The organism is Thioclava sp. GXIMD4215 (assembly GCF_045291555.1).
In the GTDB taxonomy this organism is placed as follows: domain Bacteria; phylum Pseudomonadota; class Alphaproteobacteria; order Rhodobacterales; family Rhodobacteraceae; genus Thioclava; species Thioclava litoralis.
The window spans coordinates 65,635-85,552 of sequence record NZ_CP149519.1; the positions used below are offsets into that span (position 1 = coordinate 65,635).

Annotated in this window: 23 protein-coding genes and 2 pseudogenes; 15 read left to right on the plus strand and 10 right to left on the minus strand. The window is 61.3% G+C overall.

What is annotated here, in order from left to right; genetic code table 11:
• The first annotated feature begins 154 nt into the window (after positions 1 to 154).
• On the plus strand, positions 155 to 319 hold the full coding sequence (locus WDB86_RS19380) for a hypothetical protein (protein ID WP_009574204.1): 165 nt from the start codon (positions 155 to 157) through the stop codon (positions 317 to 319).
• A 149-nt stretch (positions 320 to 468) separates the two neighbouring features.
• Here the strand turns inward: WDB86_RS19380 and WDB86_RS19385 are convergent, their stop codons facing one another.
• Together WDB86_RS19385 and WDB86_RS19390 are read right to left on the minus strand one after the other, a co-directional pair.
• Positions 469 to 1,563: a Fic family protein gene (locus WDB86_RS19385; protein WP_341485615.1), complete on the minus strand. Its 1,095-nt coding sequence runs from the start codon at positions 1,561 to 1,563 to the stop codon at positions 469 to 471.
• A gap of 161 nt (positions 1,564 to 1,724) precedes the next feature.
• Positions 1,725 to 1,850: a hypothetical protein gene (locus tag WDB86_RS19390; RefSeq protein ID WP_406737123.1), complete on the minus strand. Its 126-nt coding sequence runs from the start codon at positions 1,848 to 1,850 to the stop codon at positions 1,725 to 1,727.
• A gap of 559 nt (positions 1,851 to 2,409) precedes the next feature.
• Here WDB86_RS19390 and WDB86_RS19395 point away from each other — a divergent pair.
• The 3 genes and pseudogenes from WDB86_RS19395 (at position 2,410) to WDB86_RS19405 (ending at position 4,829) form a co-directional block, all read left to right on the plus strand.
• The gene (locus WDB86_RS19395; protein WP_341485617.1) at positions 2,410 to 2,814 is read left to right on the plus strand and encodes a single-stranded DNA-binding protein; all 405 of its coding nucleotides are present in this window, start codon (positions 2,410 to 2,412) and stop codon (positions 2,812 to 2,814) included.
• A 175-nt stretch (positions 2,815 to 2,989) separates the two neighbouring features.
• Positions 2,990 to 3,815, plus strand: a pseudogene (locus WDB86_RS19400) (oxidoreductase).
• 12 nt (positions 3,816 to 3,827) lie between these two features.
• On the plus strand, positions 3,828 to 4,829 hold the full coding sequence (locus tag WDB86_RS19405) for an AraC family transcriptional regulator ligand-binding domain-containing protein (RefSeq protein WP_341485677.1): 1,002 nt from the start codon (positions 3,828 to 3,830) through the stop codon (positions 4,827 to 4,829).
• Between the two features lie 233 nt (positions 4,830 to 5,062).
• Here WDB86_RS19405 and WDB86_RS19410 read toward each other — a convergent pair whose 3' ends face one another.
• From WDB86_RS19410 to WDB86_RS19435, 6 genes are all read right to left on the minus strand, one after another.
• Positions 5,063 to 5,464 (minus strand): hypothetical protein, encoded by a 402-nt coding sequence (locus tag WDB86_RS19410; RefSeq protein ID WP_341485618.1) that lies wholly within the window; start codon positions 5,462 to 5,464, stop codon positions 5,063 to 5,065.
• A gap of 1,056 nt (positions 5,465 to 6,520) precedes the next feature.
• Complete coding sequence (locus tag WDB86_RS19415; protein WP_341485620.1) at positions 6,521 to 7,768, minus strand: His-Xaa-Ser system-associated MauG-like protein; 1,248 nt, start codon at positions 7,766 to 7,768, stop codon at positions 6,521 to 6,523.
• Between the two features lie 9 nt (positions 7,769 to 7,777).
• Positions 7,778 to 8,176 carry a TIGR03982 family His-Xaa-Ser system protein gene (locus tag WDB86_RS19420; protein WP_341485621.1) on the minus strand — a complete coding sequence of 133 codons (399 nt, stop codon included), beginning with the start codon at positions 8,174 to 8,176 and terminating at the stop codon, positions 7,778 to 7,780.
• Positions 8,151 to 8,690: a His-Xaa-Ser repeat protein HxsA gene (hxsA, locus tag WDB86_RS19425; RefSeq protein ID WP_341485622.1), complete on the minus strand. Its 540-nt coding sequence runs from the start codon at positions 8,688 to 8,690 to the stop codon at positions 8,151 to 8,153. The genes WDB86_RS19420 and hxsA overlap by 26 nt, the downstream gene beginning before the upstream one ends.
• Positions 8,675 to 9,799, minus strand: coding sequence for a His-Xaa-Ser system radical SAM maturase HxsC (gene hxsC / locus WDB86_RS19430; protein WP_341485623.1), 1,125 nt, complete (start codon positions 9,797 to 9,799; stop codon positions 8,675 to 8,677). The genes hxsA and hxsC overlap by 16 nt, the downstream gene beginning before the upstream one ends.
• A gap of 3 nt (positions 9,800 to 9,802) precedes the next feature.
• Positions 9,803 to 10,588 (minus strand): hypothetical protein, encoded by a 786-nt coding sequence (locus WDB86_RS19435; protein ID WP_341485624.1) that lies wholly within the window; start codon positions 10,586 to 10,588, stop codon positions 9,803 to 9,805.
• Positions 10,589 to 11,126: 538 nt separating this feature from the next.
• On the opposite strand from WDB86_RS19435, the gene WDB86_RS19440 reads away from it, so the two are divergent.
• The 8 genes from WDB86_RS19440 to WDB86_RS19475 all read left to right on the plus strand — a co-directional run bounded on the left by WDB86_RS19440 (position 11,127) and on the right by WDB86_RS19475 (position 17,056).
• On the plus strand, positions 11,127 to 11,603 hold the full coding sequence (locus tag WDB86_RS19440; RefSeq protein WP_341485625.1) for a thermonuclease family protein: 477 nt from the start codon (positions 11,127 to 11,129) through the stop codon (positions 11,601 to 11,603).
• The gene (locus WDB86_RS19445) at positions 11,603 to 11,869 is read left to right on the plus strand and encodes an excalibur calcium-binding domain-containing protein (RefSeq protein WP_406737128.1); all 267 of its coding nucleotides are present in this window, start codon (positions 11,603 to 11,605) and stop codon (positions 11,867 to 11,869) included. The genes WDB86_RS19440 and WDB86_RS19445 overlap by 1 nt, the downstream gene beginning before the upstream one ends.
• Positions 11,870 to 11,998: 129 nt before the next feature.
• Positions 11,999 to 13,198, plus strand: a complete 1,200-nt coding sequence (locus WDB86_RS19450; RefSeq protein WP_341485626.1) for a DUF932 domain-containing protein — start codon at positions 11,999 to 12,001, stop codon at positions 13,196 to 13,198.
• 436 nt (positions 13,199 to 13,634) lie between these two features.
• The gene (locus tag WDB86_RS19455) at positions 13,635 to 14,153 is read left to right on the plus strand and encodes a DNA repair protein RadC (RefSeq protein WP_341485627.1); all 519 of its coding nucleotides are present in this window, start codon (positions 13,635 to 13,637) and stop codon (positions 14,151 to 14,153) included.
• A 100-nt stretch (positions 14,154 to 14,253) separates the two neighbouring features.
• Entirely contained in the window at positions 14,254 to 14,748 is a 495-nt protein-coding gene (locus WDB86_RS19460; RefSeq protein WP_341485628.1) for a DUF6878 family protein, read from the plus strand.
• The gene (locus tag WDB86_RS19465) at positions 14,741 to 15,385 is read left to right on the plus strand and encodes an antitoxin of toxin-antitoxin stability system (RefSeq protein ID WP_341485678.1); all 645 of its coding nucleotides are present in this window, start codon (positions 14,741 to 14,743) and stop codon (positions 15,383 to 15,385) included. The genes WDB86_RS19460 and WDB86_RS19465 overlap by 8 nt, the downstream gene beginning before the upstream one ends.
• A 62-nt stretch (positions 15,386 to 15,447) precedes the next feature.
• Entirely contained in the window at positions 15,448 to 16,041 is a 594-nt protein-coding gene (locus WDB86_RS19470) for a DUF6088 family protein (RefSeq protein ID WP_341485629.1), read from the plus strand.
• Complete coding sequence (locus WDB86_RS19475) at positions 16,034 to 17,056, plus strand: nucleotidyl transferase AbiEii/AbiGii toxin family protein (RefSeq protein ID WP_341485630.1); 1,023 nt, start codon at positions 16,034 to 16,036, stop codon at positions 17,054 to 17,056. Before WDB86_RS19470 ends, WDB86_RS19475 begins: the two co-directional genes overlap by 8 nt.
• Before the next feature lie 18 nt (positions 17,057 to 17,074).
• Here the strand turns inward: WDB86_RS19475 and WDB86_RS19480 are convergent.
• Positions 17,075 to 17,278 (minus strand): annotated as a pseudogene (locus tag WDB86_RS19480) (hypothetical protein); the annotation flags it as partial.
• A gap of 109 nt (positions 17,279 to 17,387) precedes the next feature.
• On the opposite strand from WDB86_RS19480, the gene WDB86_RS19485 reads away from it, so the two are divergent.
• The 3 genes from WDB86_RS19485 to tnpC all read left to right on the plus strand — a co-directional run bounded on the left by WDB86_RS19485 (position 17,388) and on the right by tnpC (position 19,727).
• Entirely contained in the window at positions 17,388 to 17,759 is a 372-nt protein-coding gene (locus tag WDB86_RS19485; RefSeq protein ID WP_341485631.1) for a transposase, read from the plus strand.
• A complete protein-coding gene (gene tnpB / locus WDB86_RS19490; RefSeq protein ID WP_341485632.1) occupies positions 17,756 to 18,109 on the plus strand; it encodes an IS66 family insertion sequence element accessory protein TnpB in 354 nt (117 codons plus the stop codon). The genes WDB86_RS19485 and tnpB overlap by 4 nt, the downstream gene beginning before the upstream one ends.
• Before the next feature lie 79 nt (positions 18,110 to 18,188).
• Complete coding sequence (gene tnpC, locus WDB86_RS19495) at positions 18,189 to 19,727, plus strand: IS66 family transposase (RefSeq protein ID WP_341485633.1); 1,539 nt, start codon at positions 18,189 to 18,191, stop codon at positions 19,725 to 19,727.
• Here the strand turns inward: tnpC and WDB86_RS19500 are convergent.
• The gene (locus tag WDB86_RS19500) at positions 19,709 to 19,843 is read right to left on the minus strand and encodes a hypothetical protein (protein ID WP_341485680.1); all 135 of its coding nucleotides are present in this window, start codon (positions 19,841 to 19,843) and stop codon (positions 19,709 to 19,711) included. The two genes, tnpC and WDB86_RS19500, sit on opposite strands and share 19 nt — an antisense overlap.
• Positions 19,844 to 19,918 lie beyond the last annotated feature (75 nt).

Below are 19,918 nucleotides of genomic sequence, written 5' to 3' on the forward strand. Positions count from 1 at the left end.
ATCAACCCACGCGGGGTCGGACTACGGGCGAGCCCGTGCCGCCGGGCGGATTCGGACGAGCCGAACGCACCCGGTGATGTCAGCCAGTCTTCGGGCCTGCGAGGTCCTGTCGCGCGGGGGATGGTCCCCCGCCTCCAAGACAGGAGCAAAACAGATGTCCCGCAAAGATGCTCACGCCTTCGCCGCCTCCCTCGCCGCCACGCTCATGGTCTCGATCGTCGTCTTCCAGGCCGGGGATGGAACCTATGGCGCTGTCCCCGCCGATGAGATCGACGGCGACGAGGTCGTGATCGTCTCGGAATACGATCCCTTCGGTTGAGGCTTCGGCCTCACGCTTCAGATGGCTCGGGTTCGGAGCAAGGCTCCGATCCGGGCCTTTCGCCAGTCTACCGTGCCGGCCGACCGGCAGAATGAGCCGACGATGGTCGGCGTCGCCACCTTCATGCGATCCGACGACGGGGCCGAGCCTTATGGCCCGCCCGAGACGTCGAGGAAGAGTTTCACCAAGGTGACGTTGATGAAGTAGTTGTTCTTTCCCGAGCGGTGCTTTTCGACGAGGCCGCGCTCGGCCAAGGTGTCGAGATACTTCGCGGCAGTCTGCCGACTGACCCCCAGATCGTTCTGCAGATATTCGATCCGCGTGTAGGGGTGACGGAACAGGTTGTTCAGGAGCTCCTGGCTGTAGATCTTCGGCAACTCGTCCCGCAGCCTATGCTTCACATCGGCCATTTGTTGTCGGATGCCGGTCACGAGCTCAATTGTGGTGGCAGACGTCTCCGCAACAGCCTCGAGCATGTAGATCACCCAGCTCTCCCAATCCCCGGTGTCTCGAACGGCTTGGAGATGGCGATAATAGTCAGTCTTGTTGCGCGTGATGAAGCGCGACAGGTACAGAACGGGGATGTCAAGCAGCCCGGTCCGCGTGAGGTAGAGGACGTTCAGAATGCGCCCAATCCTGCCATTGCCGTCTGGAAACGGGTGAATACTCTCGAACTGATGGTGGATTAGCGCCATCTTTATCAACGGATCCAGCGCACAGAGGTCATCGTCATTGATGAACCGCTCGAGCGCCGACATGTGATCCATGATCTCGGGGGCGTCCTGCGGCGGCACAAAGACGATTGCACCCGTCTGCTCGTTCTTCAGGGCGGTTCCGGGCGTCACACGAAACCCGTCGCTTCGCCCCTTGAGCAGACGAAACATGTCGATGAGTGCCGAGTTGGGGATCAGGCCGCCGGTTTCGTTCAGCCGCGCGTAACCTAGCCGTAAGGCGTCACGGTAGAGGGCGACCTCTTTTGCCGCAGGAGATTGCGGATCGTCAGGAAACAGGTCGGCTTGGAACAGCTCATCTTGCGTCGTGACAATGTTCTCGACTTCGGATGAGGCCTTCGCTTCTTGCAGGGCAAGAGTGTCGATCAATATGCCCTGATTGGGGATGGTTCGGGCCTGGCCCTTCAAATCCGCCAGAGCTCGGCTGGCGCGGGCCAGCGCTTTGAGGACAGGGACGGTCTCAAGCTCCGCCGTCGGCGGCATGGGAGGGATAACATAGCTCGGCTTTAACATGAGCACCGTGTCAGGTTAAGAATGTGGAGAATATTTAACATGACGTGGGTGTCATGTCAGCAGAAAGCCGAGATCTTAACTCGAAGAAGGAGGAGCGTGAGCGCAAACGGGCGACTTTGGTTATGCCGCAAGCTCATTCGGAGCTTTGCCGACAGCAATCCCTACAGTTTCCGGCTCAAGCCCGACGAGGCAAGCGCCGCATTCTCTGGGTGACAGTATTTCGAGGCGGCAGGGGCACGAATGGCCTTCACCTCGACGCCGACCAGGTCGGTTAGAGAATGGCGCATCTCCATGGCGAGGGTATTCAGCTCGGCGTGGCCTTTGCAACGCTCCGGTCCTCGTAGGTGGAAAACGCCATGGAAAGGTCCTTCAACAATAGCCGCAGTTCATTGAGCGACAGCACCCCGAATTGGAAATCAGCTATTTGGCCCGCGCGCCCTGAATGAAGCACCCTTGGCCGCCGTTGTCGCGCGCTCGTACCCACTCCGGAGGCCGCCGCGATAGGGCAGGGGGGTGGTGGTTTTTCATCTGCCGCAGGGTGGTTTCCTTCCCAACGGGTTCACTCCGATGCGTTGGCGAGGAAGGACGGGTTCTGCAGGCGCCCCAGGTCGCGCGGTCCTCGGCGCCATCCCTTCGACGCACAATCCCCTAATCCCGTTCGGTCGCCTGCGCGCAACCCCGCGCCGTCCCGGGCCGTGTTGGCCGTGTTCCACGTCTGCCCGCTCCACCCCGGTCCTTTGGGGGTGTCCGGCCTCCGTGCCGTCGGCCGTGCACGCGTCTTCCGACGGGCTTTGCCGGGTCTTGTCGAAGGGACGGTCCCGGGGACAGGAAACACAGGAGCTTACCATGCAGAACATCGTCATCCTCGCCGGCAACATCGGTCAAAACCCCGAAGTCCGCACCACCCAAAGCGGCTCCAAGATCACCAGTTTCACCCTCGCCACCTCGCGCCCGCGCCTCGCCGAGGGCCGCGTGATGCGCGACGAGAACGGCTACCGGATCATGGACACCGAGTGGCACCGCATCACCTGCTTCAACGGACTCGGCAAGTCGGTCGCGGAGCACTGCGAGAAGGGCATGAAGGTCCTCGTCCACGGCCGCATCCACTACACGAAATGGACCGACGCGGCGGGTGTCGACCGCTACGGCTGCGAGATCATCGCGGAGAAAGTCGACTTCCTGAGCCGCCCGAAGGCGGCCGAGGGCGAAAGCCCCGCCCTCGTCGATCGCGACGACGAGATCCCGTTCTAAGAAAGGGTCTCCCCCTCGGGCCCGGCGGGGTAACTCGCCGGGTTCAGTCGAAGCGGCCGTTATCCGACCGATACAGACAATCTTTGGCGTCGTTTGCAACTACGTTGGCGGAGGACGTCAATGGGATGGCACGCTTTGCCGCCTAATTTGGCATCATCAAACATAAGGTGCCATGATGAACAAACAATCTCACCCCACCGCCCTCGTGACTGGCGCATCCTCGGGCATGGGAAAATCCATCGCCAAACCTGATCGCCGACGGCTATCTGGTTTATGTCGCCGCCCGAAGCATCGACAAAATGGTTGATCTGGCTCAGCTTGGCGCGGTGCCGCTGCAGATGGATATCTCGAAGGACGCCGATATCCTCGCCGCGGTCACGACGATCACCGAACGCTCAGGGGGCGTCGACGTGCTGGTCAACAACGCAGGCTATGGGCTTTATGGACCGGTCGAGGACATCGCGCTGGACGAGGCCCGCTATCAGTTCGAGGTCAATGTCTTTGGCCCGGCCCGCCTGACCCAGCTGCTGCTGCCCACGATGCGGGTAAGGGGCAAGGGCACCATCGTCAACATCACCTCGATGGGGGGCAAGATCTATACGCTCTTGGGGGCGTGGTATCACGCCACCAAACATGCGCTGGAAGGCTGGTCCGACAGTCTGCGGCTAGAGGTCGAGCCCTTTGGCATCCGTGTTGTGGTGATCGAACCGGGTCAGATCGAAACCGGGTTCGGTGACGCGGCAGGGCGCGGCCTTGCGGAGCGGTCACGCAATACGGCCTATGCCCAGGTCGCCGAACGTGTTGCCGCTGTCATGGAGCGCACCTACGGCCATGGCAGCGGTACTGATCCCAAGGTCATCGCCGACGTGGTTGGCGATGCGGTGAAATCCTCCCGACCCAAAACCCGCTATGCCGCCGGGAAATATGCCAAGATGATGATCTGGGTACGCAAGTGGCTGGGCGATCGCATGTTCCACCGGCTGATCAAAAGCCAGATGTGACGGAGCGCGATGATGACCCGATCCACCACCGACAAATGCAGGCTGCCGCAGGCCTTCTGGCGTGCGGCAGAGCGGATGGGCCTGTCTGCTCCTGCGCTGCTGCGTCAGGCGCGCCTGCCCGCGAACCTGCATGTCTCGCCGGACACATGGCTGACCACCGCGCAATATTTCGCGTTGTGGCGGGCGGTCGAGGCGCAGTCGGGCGATCCTGCGATCGGGCTTCTGATGACGACCCGGAGCGAAAACGCCGCCCACCCGCCGGCGACGATGTCGGCCTTCTTCGCGCGGGATTATCGGGACGGGCTGCATCGGCTGGCGCGGTTCAAGCGCCTCTGCACGCCAGAGGAACTTTCCATTGAAGAAAGCGGTGCCGAATGCCGCGTGAGCGTGCACTGGCTGCAGACCGAGGAGGCCGAGCCCGATGCCGTTGCCGATGTCATCCTGGTCTCGGTTCTGGAGCTAGGCCGGCGCGGGACGGGGCGCCAACTCCGCCCGCGGCGAGTCGAGATGACTCGCAGTGCGCCATCCAGCGAAAGCCACTGCTCCTATTTCAACGCACCGATCCGCACGGGTTGCTCCCAGAATGCACTTATCCTTGCCAGGGCCGATCTGGACCTGCCTTTTGCCGGGCACAACCCCGAACTGCTAGAGATGCTGGAACCTGCGCTTGCCGCCTCGATGCGCGAGATCGAGGCGCAGTCGTCGCTGCTGGATCAGGTCAGGATCCTGATCGGTCAGCGTATCGCCAGTGGTAGGCCCGACATCGCCGAAATCGCTGACGAGCTGGGCCTCAGCGAGCGCACTCTGCAGCGCCGGATCGGTGAGGATGGGGTCAGTTATCGCGGTTTGGTCGACGAGGTGCGGCGCAAGATGGGGCAGCAGCTTCTGGCAAGTGACCAGAACAGCATCGACGAGATCGCATTCCTGCTGGGGTTTCAAGACACCAGCTCCTTTTACCGGGCGTTCAGAGGCTGGGAGGGAGTCACACCGGCGCAATGGAAGGGGCTGCTCTAAGGAAGAGCCGTCCGAGCCCGCGATGGCCCAGAAGGCGCCACTTTGTACGAGTGTTCTAATTGGTCAAGGGCGGCCCAGAGCTGCCGCTCAACTCTGACGGATGCTGCGCTACTGCGCTCCCGACAACGGCCTTTCGACGGGCGCCGCAGCAATTCGGTCGTCGAAGCGTTGGCGTAGCGGGCATAGAGACTTTTCGGCCGATAGCCCGATCATAGTGTTCGGCCACCGACAGATCACTTTGACCCTCGTGTGCGTCCCTCCCGCTCCGAAAGAATCTCTTGGGCGCGTTCTTCCGTAAACGGGCGTGAATCGAGAGCGAACCGGCGTTCCGTTGCATACCGTCGGACATCTTCCGTCGGCATAACCAGCCGCGACTGTCCAGTTGGTGCGCCACAGTTCTTTCCGGATTTCACGAACCAGCGATTGTCGCCGTAATGAGCAGATTTGTCCGTCCAAAGCCGCCCGCGCGGTCGAACTTCTGTGACCTTAGCCAGCTCGATGCTTAGCAGCCTTAGACCGCCTTGAGGATTGTGAATCGCGACCTCGTCACCCACCACCCGAGACCGGAGGAATGCTTCGATTTCTTCCACCGACTGATCGGCGGCTGGATCTTCATAGAATGGCTCTCGGGTCATGGTCAGGTCCTCATCGGATCGAGGACTACCACTACCGCGTGCCGATGCAAATCGGCTGTCGGCTCAATGTGTCGAACGACGCCATCAGGCTCCGACGTCCGGTAACCCCCTGGGCCGAAAGAGAGGCGCGATCCATTCGACGGTGGGAACCCCGGCAGTCGGCCCATTGCGGCTATTCCACGCTCGATCGCGCGGCTCCGTATGCCCACAAGAGCTGCCGTTTGTAGGTGATGCGGCAGAAGCGGGGTTGGTGATGTCGCTATGCGGCATAAAGTACTCAGTGAGCACCGGTGCCTATTCCTCGGTCCGAATGGCTCAACGACCTATTGGCCTGTTGCTGAATTGGCGGAGTGGCAGTTAAGTAACAGCAAGTGATCTCTGCAAAATCCGAGCCGCAAGAAGGCCTTTCTTTGTCTGACCTATATCTCCGTCAAATCCTCACAAGGCTTCGCGTCGATACGGGCCCCTTTTCGCCTGCTCGCGCGGTACAAGCAGCTTTGCAGCCAACGCTGCTGCGATGGGCTGGCAACAGTCTAGTTAGCATGGAGCCTAGCGGCTCATTTGCAAAAGGTACGGCCATTCATGGCGGCACCGACATCGACATCTTCGCTTCACTTTCGAGTGCTGTGACCGCAAGCCTCGAGGAGATTTACACTACTCTCTTCAATCGTTTGCGCGATGAAGGCTTTGCACCAAGAATGCAGAATGTCTCAATTGGCACCAAGATCGGCAACTACTCTGTGGATATCGTGCCCGCACGTCGCCAAGGGCCAACCGGACAGTTTCATAGCCTCTATCGACGCAAGGCGCAGAGTTGGACCCAGACCAATGTCATCAGCCACATCAATACTGTTCGTAATTCCGGACGGGCCGAAGAAATCATGATCGTGAAGGCGTGGAGGGAACAGAAGCGGCTTACATTCCCGTCTTTCTATTTGGAACTCGTCACCATCGAGGCCTGCCGCGGACGCAAGGTTGGTGATCTGTCGAAGAATGTATGGGCGACATTCGCCTATACTCGCCCAAATAGTGATGAGAGGTGTCGTGGCGCGAGTCTTACGGCTGAATTTCTACGACTGGACGCTCGCTCTCGTACTCTAAGGCGGCGAGGAATGCCGTCAAATCGTCGATGTCGGCATTATCGAGCGTAGCTGTGAGCGGGTAATCTGCGGCCCAAGCACCGATGCGACGGGCATATAGCTGGCGGTCCTCGGCAGTGAAGTTTTTGGAAGGTTCTACTGCCAGAGGATCAACATGGTAGCGGATCGCCTCCGAAAGGGATGAAACCGATCCCGAGTGGGAGTAAGGCGCAGTTCGCGTCACGTTGAATAGCGGGGCTGTACGAAAACGGAAGAGATCGCCCGGATCCTGGGTCATGTTGTAGCGCCCATAGTCCGTCCCAAACCCGTTGAAGCCATAGCCAAACTGCGGAAAGGCGATCACATGAAAAGCCTGATCACTGAAGTAGGGGCCATTGTGGCAACTGACGCATTGCCCCTTGCCATAGAAGACAAGTCCGCCGCGAACCTCCTGCTCGCTTAGGGCGCCCCCGCCAAAAACGAACGCGTGAAATCGGGTTTCCTGCAGCCGGTAGTTGAAGGCGATGAAACTCGCCACCGCCCGCATGACATCGGTGAAGGTGATTTCGGGCGCCGGGATGTCAGTGGCAGTGGAGAGCTGCTCAATTAGAGGACTCTCCTTGCGGAGCCGGTCTACGATCGTGCCTGCGAAGGACATCGCGGTGGCGACGTCTTCTGCCTCATATGCTTGGTAACGGCCATCACGGTCCATGACCATTTCGCCCAACTCGAGCGGCGGCAGGTGAGCTGCGACGACCAGAGGGTCGTCGGATGGCGGCGTACTCCCGAACTGGGAAATCAGCCCTTCCTTCGTTCTGGTCACGCGCCCATCCCAGAACATTGTGTCGAAACCTTTGCCGCCACGGCCCCAGAGCGGCAGGGCATTGCGAGGAAGCTTGTCCCCATCGAACTCGACCCGTGTCCGACCAAAGGACTGGCCTTCAACGCCTATAGCGGTTGGCAGGCCGTCCGCACTGCCGAAGCGGTCGAGGTGGCAGCTGGCGCAGGCCGTGTCGCGTTCGCTGGATAGGAGCTTGCTTTCGAACAGGCGCTGCCCGACTGCTACCACGTTTGGGTCTTGGGGCACCCATGTTTCCTCGGGCGGCACAAGTCCCGACTGGAGGGCGTAGCTACGAAGCATTCGCTCGCGCAGTGTTTCGGCCGTGGCTTCGTTCACCAACAGGGCGCAGAGAATGGCGGCGAGACAGAGAGGGACGAGGCGCATTAATTCACTTCAATAACGGAACTCGTGGGTTTCCACGACGAGCTGGAGATCGCGGCCGCGCGCCTCGGTGAATTCGAGAGTGAGCTCGCTGAGTGCGTTCTCATCGAGACCGAGCCGGATAAGGTACTTGCGCATTAGATCGTAGTCTTGGCACGCGAGTAGCCCGAGTTCAGCACTGCGCAATTGCGTCACCGCTTCGGTCGAGGGCGTGAGGTCGAGGCGGTTCTTGGCGATCAAGTGGACCCGCATGGCAGAATCGCAGCTTTCGGTCAGGTGGAAGAAGGCCTCCCGATATATCTGTTCGAGCGCGCGCTGATAGACCGGCCGTGCGGCATACGCGACAAACAAACCGGCGATAAGCCCGAGGATAAATATCAGGGCCTTACTTTGCCTGAATGCCAAACGCATCAAGCACCTCGGGCGTAATGGTTCCCGTGACTTTCAAGCTGTAGTCAGCCTGAAACTTCGAAAGAGCAGCGCGTGCCTCTGGTCCAATGATGCCATCGATGGAGCCGGAGTAATAACCCCATGACGTCAAGGCGACCTGAACCTTGCGCGCGATCTCTTTGAATCGCTCGGAGTTTCCTGGGAGGGTTTTGGGCACGGATAGGGCCGAAGCTGGCGGCGACGGCAAGATGGAGCTCGGTGGGGTCGACGAGTAATTGCGGCTCGTGGATGTCGAGGGTGGCTTATAGACTGATCCGCCTCCAGACGAGGAGCGGTGGGAGCTGTGGGAACTATGCGAGGAGTGAGAGCTGTGACGGGCAAGTATGAATTTGTGCTCCAGCTGCAGGCGTTGCTTTAGGGCCGCAACGTCGTCCGGGTTAGGGCCGTGCAACGAGGGTACGAGCGCTGCCGCGCTCGCGATCTCTGGGGCGAGGAAGCCGGCGGAAAGTAGTGAAGGTATCAGGAACTTACGCATCGAATATCCATGTCCAGGCCAGGCAGCGGGCCAAGGTTCTGAAAGGTCTTGTCTCGACTCTGCCAGGCGAAAAACCCGGCGCAGTCCGATCTGACCTTGCAGCCGTCGCACAGGTCAAGAAATTTCCGTTTCCAGTCCGAGATCGTCGGAGGCGCATAGCTGCGAAGATCAGTGTGTAGCGTGCAAAGCGGCATGTTGTAGAACAATGTCTCGATGCCGTGTTGTCGCGTAATGGTTAGGGCTGCGCGCAAGGGCAACTCGTCCAACGAGTGGTCGAAAAACAGGGTCTCCCAGTTCTTGCGGGCGAAGCCGATGTATTCCATCTGCATGATTGCCCAATGGGCTATGTCCGGAATGGTCCAGGCTATAAAACGCGCAATGTCGGGTAAGGAGGCGGCGTTCGGGCGCATGAGAACCGTGCGTATTTCAACCTCGACGCCTGCTTCCATCAACACTCGGATCCCTTCCAAAGCTCGGAGGAACGCGCCAGGCTTGGCGACAATCTTGTCATGCAGTTCGGGAGCGTCTGCATAGAGAGGAACGGCGAAACGCAGCCGGTCGTGCAGCAAGCTGGCGAGTAGGGGGATGTCCGCCTCTTCGAGGTGCTGACCATTGGTAAGCACGTGGAAAGCGATATCCGGGCGTCTTTGGCGTGTATCGGCAATGAGTTTCAGCAGCTCTGACTTGTAAAGCAGGGGCTCACCTCCCGAGATGCCGATGATCGCCCCTGGTGCCGCATGAGCGAGCGCCTCTCGGTAGTGCGCGAAGAGGTTGAGTTCATACTCCTTTGGTGGTTGTGAACACATCACGCAGAGCTGGTCACAGCGCTCCGTGATAAGGAGCGTATTGTGTTCTGATCGCCTGCGGACCAGCCGTTCGCCTACGCCACGCTCGCGATTTACCAACACGACGTCCCCGATCAGGGACCGGATCTCTGTGGATCGAACCTCAAAACTTTCACCGCCCATCTGGAACCAGCCGCTGGTCTCTGTCTCGAATACCAGAACGGCCGCGGGCACGGGGCCATGTGGGTCGGCCTCTGCCTCGAGCCGAATGAGCTCGGGTAGATTTGCCGGGTAGTCAGGTATCGCGATCTTGGTCGTAAACATGGACTACCTGTAGGCGCTGAGCTCTATGGCAGCCAAACCGGCCATCCTCGCCATGACCTCGATCTCGGCATCCGATGCGAATGCCAGCTTACGCATTATGTGATCAAAGATAGCCAGATGTCGCTGACAATGTCGGGTCTCGAGCCGAGGCACATCGATGCGGCCATAACGGGAGATGTCATCGACAAGATCGCGGCCGCAGACCGCTTGATAGACGCAAGTCACACAGTCCGGGTCACGCCTATTATCCGCATGGATGTTGAGCTGGTCGATGAGCCGGTCGTTGAGTCCGGTTTCGACGTGGCCGATCCTGAGGTCTATCTGGCCCGTGCGAAACAGCATTCGGGCCTCGTCGCTGGGGAAGAGATCTCCCTTCTCGCCGATGACGACGTAATCCTTCCCTAGCGGGTTCGGATTGCGCAGATCGACGTGTTCTTGCCGACGTGGATCGAGAATTCGGAGAAGGATGTAGCTGAAGTAATACTCGGAGAGCGCTGTCTCTTGTTCGAGATTGTGCTCGATCAGAGCATCGAGAAAGGAAAGACAATAGCCATCCCAACCATCGTCGTTGCGTGCGTCGCGAAAGGCCTTGCGCGCGAAGCCCTGAAAATTGACAGGGCGAATGAACATTGTTGCGATCCCGAGTTCTCGCATGTCGTCCCAGTCGAACCCCCGCGCGTTTTCGGAAACCCGCGAGACCTGGCAATAGTCACAGCGGAGATTGCAGCGTAGCGTTGGAACGAGAATGAAATAATTCATCTCGCTGCGCGCACCGTTGCGCAATTCCATCCGTGCCCAGTTGATGCTCCTTAGGCGATTTATGGTGTCGTCCGCAGATTGGTCTTGAGCGCTGTGCTCTCGACCGGCTGCGCGCATTAGGATCGGTCGCCCAAAGGGACCCTTCGTAACTTTCACCGTATCTGAGAGTGGCCGGGTGACCGAAGATTCAAGCATTGCAAGCAGTCGTTAACGCGGATCGAGTTCAAAAAGCTTTCGATTTGTGGTTTCACAAGGACAGGCAAATCAAGGGATTTGAACTCCCCACCTGCGCGTCGTGACGGGACTGCGGCCAAAGTCGCACAGTGTTATCAAGTACTTTATCTGCAACCAACCGATCCCGCAAAAGTCCCCGAATGGCGGGGTAGCGCATCTGAGTTTGGCGTCGGGCGGCCTGTTGGCCTTGAGGGCGAAAGCCCCGCCCTCGTCGATCGCGACGACGAGATCCCGTTCTAAGAACGGGTCTCATCCTCGGGCCCGGCGGGGAAACCCGCCGGGTACGGCACGCTCGGACCTTTGCCTCAGCTACTCCGTGACGTAGGATCGCGGCATGAGAAATTTGTTCAGTCTTTTGATCCTCGCCATTCTTAGCTTCGTTTCGCCGGCGATGGCCGAAACGATTTCCGGGACGGCCTCGGTCATTGATGGCGATACTGTCGAGATCCACGGCCGTCGTATCCGGCTCAACGCGATGGACGCAATCGAGAGTAGGCAGCGCTGCACCTTGCCGGATGGCAAGAGCTGGAACTGCGGACGCGATGCTTCCTTTGCGCTTGCGGACAAGATTGGGCGGTCGCCGCTCTCCTGTTCGGTGGTGGATATCGATCGCTATGGACGCGCGGTGGCGATCTGCCGCCTGCGCGGTGAGGATGTCGGGGGCTGGATGGTCGAGAACGGCTGGGCCGTCGCGTACAGGCGCTACGGCACCCAATATGTCGCCGCCGAGGATCGCGCCCGCAAGGCGCGCCGCGGGATCTGGGCGAGCCGTTTCGTGATGCCCTGGGATTGGCGGCGAGGCGTTCGATGATGCGTGGAGTGGTGGCCGCTCTGTTTGCGCTTGCGCTTTGCAGTGGCCCCGCACGGGCGGCCTCCCTGGATGAGCAGGACGCAGATCAGAACCTGAGCGCGCGGCGGCAGTTCGCAGCCTCCTATTCCTGCAGCCCACGCAAGACTTGCAAGCGGATCTCGAGCTGCGAGGAGGCGCGCTGGCTTTTGGCGAACTGCTCGTGGGGTGGGGCCCTCGATCGCGATAGCGACGGGGTGCCCTGCGAAACCCTCTGCCCGGGTGGCTGATCGCCGCTCATTGCTCCCAGCGGATCCGCATTTCGGGCCGGTGGTCCAAAGAGAGAGTGGGGCTGGTTCGTTCGTGACGGGTTGAGGGCTGGGAGAGAGGCTTCCGGCGCCCGTCGCGGAGGAACGCCGATGGGTGTTGTGGAAGTTCTGGATCCGGTGCAGCCGGTGCGGTCGGGTGGCTGGAAGGTCGATGTCAGTCGCGGTGAACGGAACGGGCGGGTATCCTCGGAATGGTTCAATCGTCCCGATGATGAGCGGTTCCTGTCGCTCGACGATCTCTGGGCGAGCGTGAAGGGGCGCTCAGAGCGCAGCCGCAGCCGGATCGTCGATACCGCCGGTATCCAAGTGGAGGCGGCACGCGACAGCGCGGAGCGCCTGCAGCTGATATTGCCGAAGGCCCATGAACCTGTGGCACCAACGCACTGGGCGTTTGGTCAACTCGCGAGCCTCGTTGGCGCGCCGGCGGCCTACCTGCGCCAGCTCCCGGCGCCGCTCGCCGGGATCAACCTTCAGTACGGTCTCGCCTCGCATCGTGCCGAGCAGATCAAGACCTTCGAGACCGAAGACGGCCGGACCGAATTGCGTGCGGTGACCGGTCCCGATTACGGCCGCATCCACGATCATGAACTCGTCGAGGCCGTGCAGCGCATCGCGGGCAATGGTACGGGCGATACGCGCTGGAAGGTGCCCGGCGTGCTCGACTGGTCGACCGGAGTCTACAACCCCGATGTCGAGATCAGCCGCGATACGACGACGCTCTACGCGTCGGATCGGGATGTCTTCCTGTTCCTCGTCGACGATCACAATCCGATCGAGGCGGGTCGGCTCGCGGACGGATCGCCAGACCTCTATTTCCGGGGATTTTATTGCTGGAACTCGGAGGTGGGTGCAAAGACGCTCGGCATCGCGAGCTTTTACCTGCGCGCGGTCTGCCAGAACCGCAACCTCTGGGGCGTCGAGGAGTTCCAGGAGATCAAGATCCGCCACTCGAAATACGCGGCCTCCCGCTTCGCGCACGAGGCGACGCCGGCGCTGACCCGGTTTGCCAATTCGTCGCCCATGGGGTTCGTGAACGGCATCAAGGCCGCGCGCCAGCAGATCGTCGCGCGCGATGACGAGGATCGGGAAGACTTCCTGCGCAGGCGCGGCTTCTCGAAGGCGGAGTCGGGCAAGATCATCGAGAAGGTTCTGATGGAAGAGGGGCGCCCGCCCGAGAGCATCTTCGACTTCGTGCAGGGCATCACGCGGCTCGCGCGCGACAAGACCCAGCAGGATGCGCGGCTCGACATGGAGGCGCGTGCCAAGAAACTCCTCGATCGCGTCAACTGACGGAAAGCGGGCGACGGTGCCACGCGGGATCATGATCGGTCGGCGGAGGTGTGAGATGGCGACGGCCCCAGGGAGGAAGAGGGGGCCGTCGCCGAAGTTCCGGGGTTTAGGGAGGAGGAAGAACCCCAGGAATTTCTCTTCGCATTGCTGCGCTGCAGCATCTGTTTCTCATAAGACCCGCGATGCTGCAACTGCAGAAACATGATTCCGGATCACATGTTTGGGATGAGGCAATTCAGCAACAGGGCACGCCCCCCGAAGGAGTCACGCCGCAGGGAGGCGCTCGGCTCAGCCGACTCCGACGGCGCGGCACCCTGACCGGTCTCTTTTCGGGGCTCTTTCCCACCGCCGTCCCTCTCGAGGCAGAGGGCGGCGGTGTTTCCCATGACGGTCTGGAGCGGGAGGGCTGGCTTCCCGCACCGTCGGAGACCCCGACATGTTCGACGTAGCTGTTCCCGCGCCCCCCACCGCGCCTCTCGCTGGCATCGTGCCGCACATCCCTGCGGTCCTGCCTGATCCGAGCCTGCCCTTCGTGCTGACACTGCCGTCCGATGATCCCGCGGCCGCGATGTCGGGTGAGGCGCGGCCGCTCGAGCTTGGCCGCTTCAGCACATTGGCGGAGGCCATACAGGTCGCACAGGTCGTCGCGGGGGGTGACGGCCTTGATGCTGCGCCGCGCATTCTGGCGATCCTCGATCGGGAGGCGCGGCTGGTGCTTGCAGGCGAAACGGGCGCGGGCTCTCTAACCTGGTGCGCTCCCGTTCTCTCGGTCTCCGAGTCCCGGGCGGTGGTGATCGAGGCGAGCGCGTTGCGGGCTCAGGTCGGTCGGGCGCGGGACTGGGGCGAGACCGATCTCGCGCGCCGCCTGCTGCATCGTGCCGAACGTCTCGAGGCGCGCCTGGTGGATCCGCTCTGGCGCGGCTTTTCGACCCGGGCGCTGCAGCTCGCGGCATGAGCCCAGAGGCAGAGGAGGGAGGGGAGGGGGTGAGCCTGCGGGGTGAGAACCATGAGTGCCCCCTGGGATTCAGACCTTTCCCTCTTTCCGGAGTTCTCCGATGACCCACACAGAACCGACCCTCGTCGCACCGATGCCGGTGTCCACCATCGATTTCGCCGATGTCTTCAAACGGCAGTCCGAAGGCGAGGCGCGCCGGGCAGCCCTGCGTCCAGCCAACAGGGATCGCCTCTTTGACAGTCTGTCCGCGGCAGGCATCACCCATGTCACCGTCGTCTTCGATGGCTATGGCGACAGCGGGCAGATCGAAAGCATCGCGGCCTGGTCGGGCGAGAAACCCGCCGACTTTCCGAGCGTCGAGATCCCCTATGCCGCGTGGACCTGGGATGATCCCGAGGTCGAGATGCGCAGTCTCTCGCTCGCCGAAGTCGTCGAGCAGCTCGCCTATGACTTCCTTTCCGACACGCCCGGCGGTTGGGAGAACAACGACGGCGCCTGTGGCGAGTTCTGCTTCGACGCCTCAGCCCGTTCGATCCTCCTCGAGATAGACGAGCGCTTCGGCGGCGCCTGCAATGGAGATGCCATTCATGCCTGAGGTCATTTGCACTACGGTTTTCCGGTTTCCAGAATTGTGCGAGGACGCCAAGGAAAAGGCGCGCAGCTGGTATCGCGAGTTGGGCCCTCCCGATGATTGGTGGGACACGGTTTACGAGGATTTCGAGCGCATTTGTGAAATCCTCGGGGTCACGCTCAAGACCACGCCGGTTCGCCTGATGGGCGGTGGCCTTGGCCAGAAGCACTGCATCTGGTTTTCGGGGTTCTGGAGCCAAGGTGATGGAGCCTGCTTCGAAGGCTATTTCGGTCATGCCAAAGGTGTCTCGCATCGTATCCGGAACTATGCCCCGCAGGACACGATCCTGCACGGCATTGCCGATCAGTTGCAGGCTATCCAGCGGCGCAACTTCTACCAGCTCACCGCCGAGGTCAGTCACCGCGGTCGCTATTATCACGAATATACCATGTCCGTGAATGTCACGCGCGACAGTCCGACCTGGCAGCGGCCCACCGAGGACGCCAAGGAAATCGTGACCGAGGCCCTGCGTGATCTGGCGCGCTGGCTCTATCGCCAGCTTCAAGCCGAATATGATCACTTTACGTCGGATGAGGCCGTCGAGCAGGGGATTATCGCCAACGAGTACACGTTCACCGATGCCGGGCGGCGGTTCGGGTAAGAGCTTTGGTCGAGCGTTGCAATGTGTCAGAAATCTGCATATATTTCTGACGGGAGATCGAAATGGAACGACTGTCTGAGCAGATCATGACCCATGCTGCCCGCCTTTCGGAGGGCACGCCGCTTGCGGCGAAGGGGCTCTTGCACCTTGGGAAACGGGCGGCTGTTGATCAGGCGCTTTCTCGGTTGGCCGAGCGCGGTCAACTGCTTCGCGCCGGGCGTGGTGTCTATCTACGTCCTGTCCAGACACGCTTTGGCACACGAGGTCCCTCTGTTGAGCAAGCCGTTGAGGCTTTGGCCCAACAGCGGGGCGAAGTGATCGTGCCCAGTGGTATCGCCGCGGCAAATGCCCTGGGGCTTACGACCCAGGTGCCGGTTCGTACAGTTTATCTGACCTCCGGGCGCAGCCGCACACTACGCATTGGCCAACAGGCCGTTGAGCTGCGCCATGCGCCGAAGTGGCAGCTGTCGCTTTCAGGGAAGACCGCGGGGCAGGTTGTCCGAGCCTTGGCATGGATCGGACCCGAAGAGGCCGAAAATGCCATGCGCAAGCTGAAGGCGGAGCTTCCGAGGGGCGTGCTTGAGGAACTGGTTACGGCTGCGCCGCAGTTTCCGACCTGGCTCGCACGGGCTGTCGGGAAGGTCGTGCATGGTTGAGGCCTTTCTCAATCTGGCCGCCACGGATCGTTTCGATGTTCTGGGAGTCGCCGCAGACCGTCTTGAGCGTCCTGCTCACCTTTTGGAAAAAGACGTGTGGGTCGTCTGGGCGCTTCAGGTTCTCTTCGCATCTGCCGTCAAAGATCACCTAGTGTTCAAGGGTGGGACTTCGCTGTCAAAGGCCTATGGAGTTATTCAGCGCTTCTCCGAGGATGTCGACCTCACCTACGATATTCGAGCGCTTGTTCCCGACCTGCTTGAAGGGCGACCCGATGCGCTTCCGGCAACGTCGAGCGAAGAGCGGCGCTGGTCACGGCGCGTTCGTGAGATATTGCCACACTGGGTTTCCGACACTGTGCAGCCGATAATCGCCACTGCTCTGTCGGCGCAAAAACTTGATGCCGAAATCCGGCTGGAGGGCGAAAAGCTCTTCATCGACTATATGCCGCTCGCAAAAGGCACGGGCTATGTTTCCCCTAGTGTCATGCTCGAATTTGGGGCGAGGTCGACGGGTGAGCCCGCTACGCCGCGAGATATCAAATGCGACGCGGAGGGCACTGTTGATGGCGTGAGTTTCCCGACCGCCCGCCCGCGGGTCATGCATGCGGAACGGACATTCTGGGAGAAGGCCACGGCGATTCATGTCTTTTGCTTGCAAGAGCGAATGCGGGGTGACCGCTTCTCTCGTCACTGGCATGACATTGCCCGTCTCGATGTGGCGGGCATCGCTGATGCCGCCATCCGCGATCACGATCTTGCGCTGGCGGTTGCACGTCACAAGGCGATGTTCTTCGCCGAGAAAGCCGCGGAAGGACAAAAGGTCGACTATGTTGCCGCGGTTACCGGCGGGCTTCGGCTCGCACCTGGCGGCTCAGCCTTGGAACGTCTCGCCGAAGATTACCGCCATATGGCGGAAGATGGTCTCCTGGCGGCCACGCCCGAACCCTTCAGCATCTTGATGGACAGGTGTGCAGAAATCGCCGACAGGGCAAACGCATCGGCACGCAGAACATAGCCTGATCCCGACCACCCTTCACCTGTTCCCGTCGATCCACTTCGACATCAGCCGCTTGTCGCGGAAGCATTCGTCGGGCACGGCGCGGCGTTTGATGCGCGCGAGTTTTTCGGCGAAGGCGACCTGCTTCGAGGTGGGGCGGTTGTCGATCTGCGCTGCGGGTTTGAGCCGGGCCTGAGCCTCGATCCATCCACTCAGGGAACGACGATCCTGCTGCACGTCCGTAAGCGCTGTCCTGACCCCACCTTCCTGTTGAATCCGTAAGCTGCGATGCGCCCTTGTGTGGAGATTTGCACGGGAGGTGTCATTGGGAGTCCATCGGGAGCGCCATATGGAGGCCGTTGGGTTTGTGGAGCTTCTGGCGGCTCCGGCGGCTAAGCGGCGGTGGTCGGATGAAGCGAAGGGCCGGATCGTGGCCGAAACGCTGGTGGCGGGAGTTTCGGTGAACGAGGTGGCGCGACGCCATTCGTTGAAGGCGAACCATCTGTCCGCGTGGCGCACGTTGGCACGGCAGGGCAAGCTGGTCGTGCCCGAGATTGCGGGAGCGGAGTTCGCCGCACCTGTGGCTTCGCCGGAGCAGGCCGAGGTGCCGGTGACCACGTCGATTGATCTGATCATCGGCCCCGTGATGCTGCGCCTGGATGCGGCAACGCCCGCATCTCGGGTTGCGGAACTGGTCATGGCGCTGCAGGGCCGCCCGTGATCTTCCCGTCGAACCGTGTGCGGGTGATGGTGGCGACGAAGCCCATAGACTTCCGCAAGGGCCATGACAGCCTGGCGGCGATGGTGAAGAACGAGCTACGCAAGGACCCGTTCACCGGCACCATATTCGTGTTCCGCGCCAAGAAGGCGGATCGCCTGAAGCTGCTTTACTGGGACGGCACCGGTCTGGTGATGGCCTACAAGCGGCTGGAGGAGCATACTTTTACCTGGCCCGCCGTGAAGGACGGGCTGATGCTGATGAACCATGCGCAGTTCGAGGCGCTGTTTGCGGGGCTCGACTGGCGGCGGGTTCGGGCCATTGAGGCGAAGGCTCCCGAAGCAGTGGAATGAGCCGTTCAAGGCTGCGGCAGGATGACTCAGCCGGCTTTTTCCTGAGGCACAGCCCATGGTGGTTTGGTAAAAACCGGTCATGCCGAATACCGCTGATCTGCTTGGGGAAATTGCTGCTCTGAAGGTGATGCTGATCGCCTCGGAGGCGCGCAACCTTCGCAAGGACGAGCGGATCGAGCGTTTGGAGAAGCTGGTCGCGGCTTTCAAACAGGCGGCGTTCGGACGTCGCTCGGAGAAGAGCGATCCGGACCAGTTCGAACTGGCGCTGGAAGACCTGGAGACCGCCATGGCGGTGATCCATGCCGAAGAGGATGGCGAGGATCGTGCCGCCAAACGTCCCGCCAAGCCGCGCGCCGCCAATCGTGGATCGCTGCCAAAACACCTGCCGCGCATAGAAAAGGTCATCGAGCCGGACAGCCTGACCTGCACCTGCGGTGGTCACCTGCATTGCATCGGCGAGGATGTCTCGGAACGGCTGGACGTCGTGCCCGCCCGGTTCCGCGTGATCGTCACCCGCCGACCCAAATATGCCTGCCGGTCCTGCACCGACGGCGTGGTTCAGGCACCGGCTCCCGCACGGCTGATCCCAGGCGGTATGCCGACCGAGGCGACGGTCGCGCATGTGCTGGTCAGCAAGTATGCGGATCACTTGCCGCTCTATCGCCAGGCCCAGATCTACAGCCGCCAAGGTGTCGATCTCGACCGCTCCACCCTTGCCGACTGGGTCGGTCGCGCCGCCTTTGAACTCCGGCCCGTCTACGATGCTCTGATGGCCGATCTGAAGCGCTCCACCAAGCTCTTCATGGACGAGACCCGCGCGCCGGTCCTCGATCCCGGATCACGGAAAACCAAAACCGGATACTTCTGGGCCTTGGCCCGCGATGACCGCCCTTGGGGAGGAGCGGCACCACCGGGCGTGGCCTTCACCTACGCGCCCGGACGGGGTGGGCAGCATGCGGAACGGATCTTGCAGGGCTTCGGCGGAATCCTGCAGGTCGACGGATATGCAGGATACAACCGGCTGATCGCTCCAGGTCGGATCGGCCCGGGCATCCAGCTCGCCTATTGTTGGGCGCATGCCCGTCGCAAGCTGATCGAGATCACCCGCACCGGACCCGCGCCGATTGCCGAGGAGGGCGTTGCGCTCATCCGTGATCTCTATGCCATTGAAGCCGACATCCGCGGCAGTGACCCTGCTGCCCGCCTCGCTATCCGGCAGGACCGCTCTGCACCTATCGTGGCCCGCATCGACGATTGGCTAACGCACCACCGTGCCCGCGCCTCCGCCAAATCGCCCCTGGGGGAGGCTCTCGCCTACATCGCCAAATACCGTGACGGCCTGGGTCGCTTCCTGACCGACGGTCGCGTCGAGATCGACAGCAACACCGTCGAACGCACCATCCGCCCCATCGCCCTGAACCGAAAAAACGCCCTCTTCGCGGGGCACGACGCCGGTGCCGACAACTGGGCCGTCATCGCCTCGCTGATCGAGACCTGCAAAATGAACAGCGTCGATCCCCACGCATGGCTGACGGCAACGCTATCCGCCATCGTCAAAGGCCACAAACAAAGCCAGATCGACGAACTGCTCCCTTGGAATTACACCGTCACCGTGTGATCGGCACACCGCTTACGCACGTCCCAGGGTGGAAGTGTCCGGTTGCGCTCGGCAAGCGCGCGGGCATAGGCGATCTGGCGCGGCGTTGCGGGCAGGGCAAAGGTGGTGGCTTCCATCTCGGAACTCCCTTGCTGATCAAGGTTTGAGAATAGAACGAAAAGAGAACAATTACAAGTCGGCAGTGAATCGGC

Coding starts and splice junctions, on each gene's coding strand:
- WDB86_RS19470 (WP_341485629.1), top strand. CDS start 15,448: ATGGAACGACTGTCTGAGCAGATCATGACCCATGCTGCCCGCCTTTCG.
- WDB86_RS19465 (WP_341485678.1), top strand. CDS start 14,741: ATGCCTGAGGTCATTTGCACTACGGTTTTCCGGTTTCCAGAATTGTGC.
- WDB86_RS19385 (WP_341485615.1), bottom strand. CDS start 1,563: ATGTTAAAGCCGAGCTATGTTATCCCTCCCATGCCGCCGACGGCGGAG.
- WDB86_RS19415 (WP_341485620.1), bottom strand. CDS start 7,768: ATGCGCCTCGTCCCTCTCTGTCTCGCCGCCATTCTCTGCGCCCTGTTG.
- WDB86_RS19500 (WP_341485680.1), bottom strand. CDS start 19,843: ATGGAAGCCACCACCTTTGCCCTGCCCGCAACGCCGCGCCAGATCGCC.
- WDB86_RS19460 (WP_341485628.1), top strand. CDS start 14,254: ATGACCCACACAGAACCGACCCTCGTCGCACCGATGCCGGTGTCCACC.
- WDB86_RS19390 (WP_406737123.1), bottom strand. CDS start 1,850: ATGCGCCATTCTCTAACCGACCTGGTCGGCGTCGAGGTGAAGGCCATT.
- WDB86_RS19450 (WP_341485626.1), top strand. CDS start 11,999: ATGGGTGTTGTGGAAGTTCTGGATCCGGTGCAGCCGGTGCGGTCGGGT.
- WDB86_RS19475 (WP_341485630.1), top strand. CDS start 16,034: ATGGTTGAGGCCTTTCTCAATCTGGCCGCCACGGATCGTTTCGATGTT.
- hxsA (WP_341485622.1), bottom strand. CDS start 8,690: ATGCGTAAGTTCCTGATACCTTCACTACTTTCCGCCGGCTTCCTCGCC.
- tnpC (WP_341485633.1), top strand. CDS start 18,189: ATGCCGAATACCGCTGATCTGCTTGGGGAAATTGCTGCTCTGAAGGTG.
- WDB86_RS19395 (WP_341485617.1), top strand. CDS start 2,410: ATGCAGAACATCGTCATCCTCGCCGGCAACATCGGTCAAAACCCCGAA.
- hxsC (WP_341485623.1), bottom strand. CDS start 9,799: ATGTTTACGACCAAGATCGCGATACCTGACTACCCGGCAAATCTACCC.
- WDB86_RS19485 (WP_341485631.1), top strand. CDS start 17,388: ATGGAGGCCGTTGGGTTTGTGGAGCTTCTGGCGGCTCCGGCGGCTAAG.
- WDB86_RS19410 (WP_341485618.1), bottom strand. CDS start 5,464: ATGACCCGAGAGCCATTCTATGAAGATCCAGCCGCCGATCAGTCGGTG.
- WDB86_RS19445 (WP_406737128.1), top strand. CDS start 11,603: ATGCGTGGAGTGGTGGCCGCTCTGTTTGCGCTTGCGCTTTGCAGTGGC.
- WDB86_RS19405 (WP_341485677.1), top strand. CDS start 3,828: ATGACCCGATCCACCACCGACAAATGCAGGCTGCCGCAGGCCTTCTGG.
- WDB86_RS19420 (WP_341485621.1), bottom strand. CDS start 8,176: ATGCGTTTGGCATTCAGGCAAAGTAAGGCCCTGATATTTATCCTCGGG.
- WDB86_RS19440 (WP_341485625.1), top strand. CDS start 11,127: ATGAGAAATTTGTTCAGTCTTTTGATCCTCGCCATTCTTAGCTTCGTT.
- WDB86_RS19455 (WP_341485627.1), top strand. CDS start 13,635: ATGTTCGACGTAGCTGTTCCCGCGCCCCCCACCGCGCCTCTCGCTGGC.
- WDB86_RS19380 (WP_009574204.1), top strand. CDS start 155: ATGTCCCGCAAAGATGCTCACGCCTTCGCCGCCTCCCTCGCCGCCACG.
- WDB86_RS19435 (WP_341485624.1), bottom strand. CDS start 10,588: ATGGAATTGCGCAACGGTGCGCGCAGCGAGATGAATTATTTCATTCTC.